At 74.1% G+C, this 3,225-nt stretch carries 3 protein-coding genes; 1 reads left to right on the top strand and 2 read right to left on the bottom strand.

Going from position 1 to position 3,225, the window contains the following annotated elements; translation table 11 throughout:
- Positions 1-37: 37 nt before the first annotated feature.
- Complete coding sequence (gene hemQ, locus Q0R63_RS14920) at positions 38-745, bottom strand: hydrogen peroxide-dependent heme synthase (RefSeq protein ID WP_295698848.1); 708 nt, start codon at positions 743-745, stop codon at positions 38-40.
- Between the two features lie 7 nt (positions 746-752).
- Positions 753-2,222, bottom strand: coding sequence for a protoporphyrinogen oxidase (gene hemG / locus Q0R63_RS14915; protein WP_295698845.1), 1,470 nt, complete (start codon positions 2,220-2,222; stop codon positions 753-755).
- 193 nt (positions 2,223-2,415) lie between these two features.
- On the opposite strand from hemG, the gene Q0R63_RS14910 reads away from it, so the two are divergent.
- On the top strand, positions 2,416-3,225 hold an 810-nt coding region (locus tag Q0R63_RS14910; protein ID WP_295698843.1), incomplete at its 3' end, for a DUF4349 domain-containing protein.

Below are 3,225 nucleotides of genomic sequence, written 5' to 3'. Positions count from 1 at the left end.
GGGACAGCGGGGGGAGCGGGACAGCGGGGGGAGCGGGTCAGCGCAGGGCGGCGACGAGGTCGTCGATCTCCACGAGCGGGCCGGTGTAGAACGGGACCTCCTCGCGGACGTGGTTGCGCGCCGTGGACGCCCGCAGGTCACGCATGAGGTCGACGATGCGGTGCAGCTCGTCGGCCTCGAAGGCCAGCACCCACTCGTAGTCGCCGAGGGCGAACGCCGCGATGGTGTTGGCGCGCACGTCGGGGTAGCCGCGGGCCATCTGCCCGTGCTCGACGAGCATGTCGCGGCGCTCCTTGTCGTCGATGAGGTACCAGTCGTAGGAGCGCACGAACGGGTAGACGCAGATGTACTTCTTCGGCTCCTCGCCGGCGAGGAACGCCGGCACGTGGCTCTTGTTGAACTCGGCCGGACGGTGCAGCGCGGCCACCGACCACACCGGCTCGAGCACGGCGCCGAGCTCGGTGCGCAGGAAGCGGTGGTAGGCCTGCTGCAGCTGCTCGATGGTCTCGGCGTGCCACCAGATCATGAAGTCGGCGTCGGCCCGCAGCCCGGCCACGTCGTAGACCCCGCGGACCACGACGTCGCCCTCGGCCAGCTCCGCGACGAGGTCGTGCAGCTCCGAGGCCATCCGCTTGCGGTCGGTGTCGTCACCGAGGGGCTCGACGCTCGCGAACACCGACCACATCGCGTAGCGGATCGAGTCGTTGATCTCGCGGACCTGGCTCGGGGACGGCTTGCGGCTCATGTCCCCATCATCCCAGAGCAACGCCGGCGGCGCCGAGGTGGGTGAGCACCCGGCGGGCAGCGGCCCGACCCGAGGCGATGCAGGCCGGCACCCCCACGCCGTCGTATGCCGCGCCGGCCAGCTCGAGCCCGGGCAGCGGCTCGAGCGCGGCGAAGGTCTCGCGGACGAGGTCGACGTGGCCGACGGCATACTGCGGCAGGGCGCCGCCCCAGCGCTGGACGTGCGCGTCGATCGGCTGGGGCAGGGCCGTGGCGAGCACGGTCGACAGGTCGCCGAGGGCGTGGTCGACGAGATCGGCGTCGTCGCGCTGGAGCACCCGCGTCTCGCCGGCCCGACCGACCGAGGTGCGCAGGTGCACGAGGTCGGGGTCGAGGGCGCCGACCCAGGCCCACTTGGTGGCGCTGAAGGTCGCTGCCTTGATCGTCACCGGCTCGGTCGGCGGGACGAGGAAGCCTGAGCCCGTCAGGGTCGCCCCCATGGCGCGGCGCGGGAGGGCGAGGGTGACCACGGCCATCGACGCGTAGTCGACCGCCGCGAGAGACCGGGCAGCGACGGGGGCGACGTCGTGCAGCAGGCGCGCCGTCGCCGGGGCCGGGGTGGCGAGCACGACCGCGTCGGCCAGGACCTGCTCCGGACGCGTCGTGGGGCCGAGGGTGAGCGACCACCCCGTCGGGGTGCGCGTGAGGTCTCGGACGGTGGCGTCGGTGCGGAGCTCGACCCCGGCGGCGCGCAGCCGGTCGGCCAGCCGAGCGACGGCCAGACCGAGGCCGCCGAGGTAGCCGGCGAAGACCGGTGCCGCAGCCGACGACTTCACGGGGACCGTTGTCACGTCGGTGAACTCGGTGGTCGCCGGGGTAGCGGGCGCGGACAGCTGCGCGGCGTGCGCGGCCGCCTCGACGAGACCCGTCCCGCGGCTGGCGGCTGCCCAGAGGGCTGGCACGGTGGCCCGGAGGCTGAGGTGTCGGGCGTGCCCGGCATACACCCCCGCGAGGAGCGGTTCGACGAGCCGGTCGACGACCGCCGGGCCGACTCGCGCCTCGACGAAGTCGCCCACAGAGACATCCGATTCCACGGGCGCAGAAATGGATTCGTGCGCGAGCCGGTCGACCTCGGTCTCGGTGAGGAGGCCGAGCGCCGTCGATGGCTCGGACGGGACACCCATCAGGGTGCGCGGCGGCAACCGCCAGTGCCGACCGCGCGACCAGATCGTCGCCGTGGCGTCGGTCGGGTGGACGATCCCGGCCGCCAGGCCGGCCTCGGCGAGCAGGTCGAGGGCCTCGGGTCGCCGGGCGAGGACGGACTCCGCCCCGACGTCGATGCCATGACCGGCGACGTCGGCGGTCCGCAGCTTGCCGCCGAGGACGGGGCTGCCCTCGAGCACCATCACGCGCGGGGGGTGGGCGCCGCGGGTCAGCTCCCAGGCGGCGGCGAGACCCGAGATGCCGCCGCCGATGACGACGACGACGCGGGAGGACACGCTCCCACGATCCCAGACGCCGGCGGCGGCGGTCGGGCGGGTCCGCCGGGCCCGGTCCGGAGATCCGGGTCGCCGCCCGAGGCCGGGCCGTGAGGCAACCGCAACCTGCCTGTGTCCCGAGGATCGGAACGCTCCGGGCGGGGGTCGTGTCCTCACAGTCGAGAAGCACCCACCCCGGCGAGAGGACCACGCCATGCCGCGTCATTCCAGGGCACCACGTCACTCCAGGACACCCTTCGGCACCGAACGGATCCCTCGTCGGCGCACGCCGTTCCGCGCCGTCGCCAGGCTTCTTGCCCTGACCGTCGCCCTGTCGCTCGGAGCGTGCTCCGCGGGCTCGTCCGCGTCGTCGTCGGCGGGGGCGGCAGGGGCGGCAGGGGCGGCAGGGGCGGCGGAGAACGGATCGCCCGCCCAGGCCCCGGCCGGGGGTGTCGCGGTGGCACCGGGCGCAGCACCGGGCGCTGCGGCGGGCGCCGCGGCCGGAGCCAACGCCAAAGCGGTGCCGGCCGCCGGCATACCCGTCGTCAACCAGAAGCTCGTCCGGACCGCGACGTTGCGGATGCGGGTCGAGAAGGTGGGCGTCGCGGCGGCCGACGTGCGGGCCATCGCCGTTGGCCTCGGTGGGGTGGTCAGCAGCGAGAACATCACCTCCGGGGACTCGTTCGACGGCACCCCGGACCCGGTCGCGACGGGAGCAGGCGGGCCGGCCACCCCTGGCGCCGGGACCTCAAGCGCGACGGTCCCCTACGAGAGCGGCACGATGGCCGTGCAGGTGCCGGCGGCGAAGCTCGACACCGCCCTCGACCAGCTCGGCCGGCTCGGGACGGTGCTGCAGCGCACGACGAGCAGCGACGACGTGACCTCGACCTACGTCGACACCTCGTCGCGCATCGCCACGATGAGGGCGAGCATCGAGCGGATCCGCACGCTGATGGCGCAGACGTCGGCGATCGAGCAGGTCGTCGCGCTCGAGAGCGAGCTGGCCAAGCGCGAGGCCGACCTC

It is taken from the genome of Lapillicoccus sp. (assembly GCF_025353065.1).
GTDB lineage: Bacteria > Actinomycetota > Actinomycetes > Actinomycetales > Dermatophilaceae > Lapillicoccus.
Note: the sequence above shows the minus strand (reverse complement) of the source record. Positions and strands in the feature narration are given on the sequence as shown.

What these genes read in the sequence shown, in the direction of transcription:
- hemQ (WP_295698848.1), bottom strand. Translation starts at nt 745, where the DNA reads ATGAGCCGCAAGCCGTCCCCGAGCCAGGTCCGCGAGATCAACGACTCG.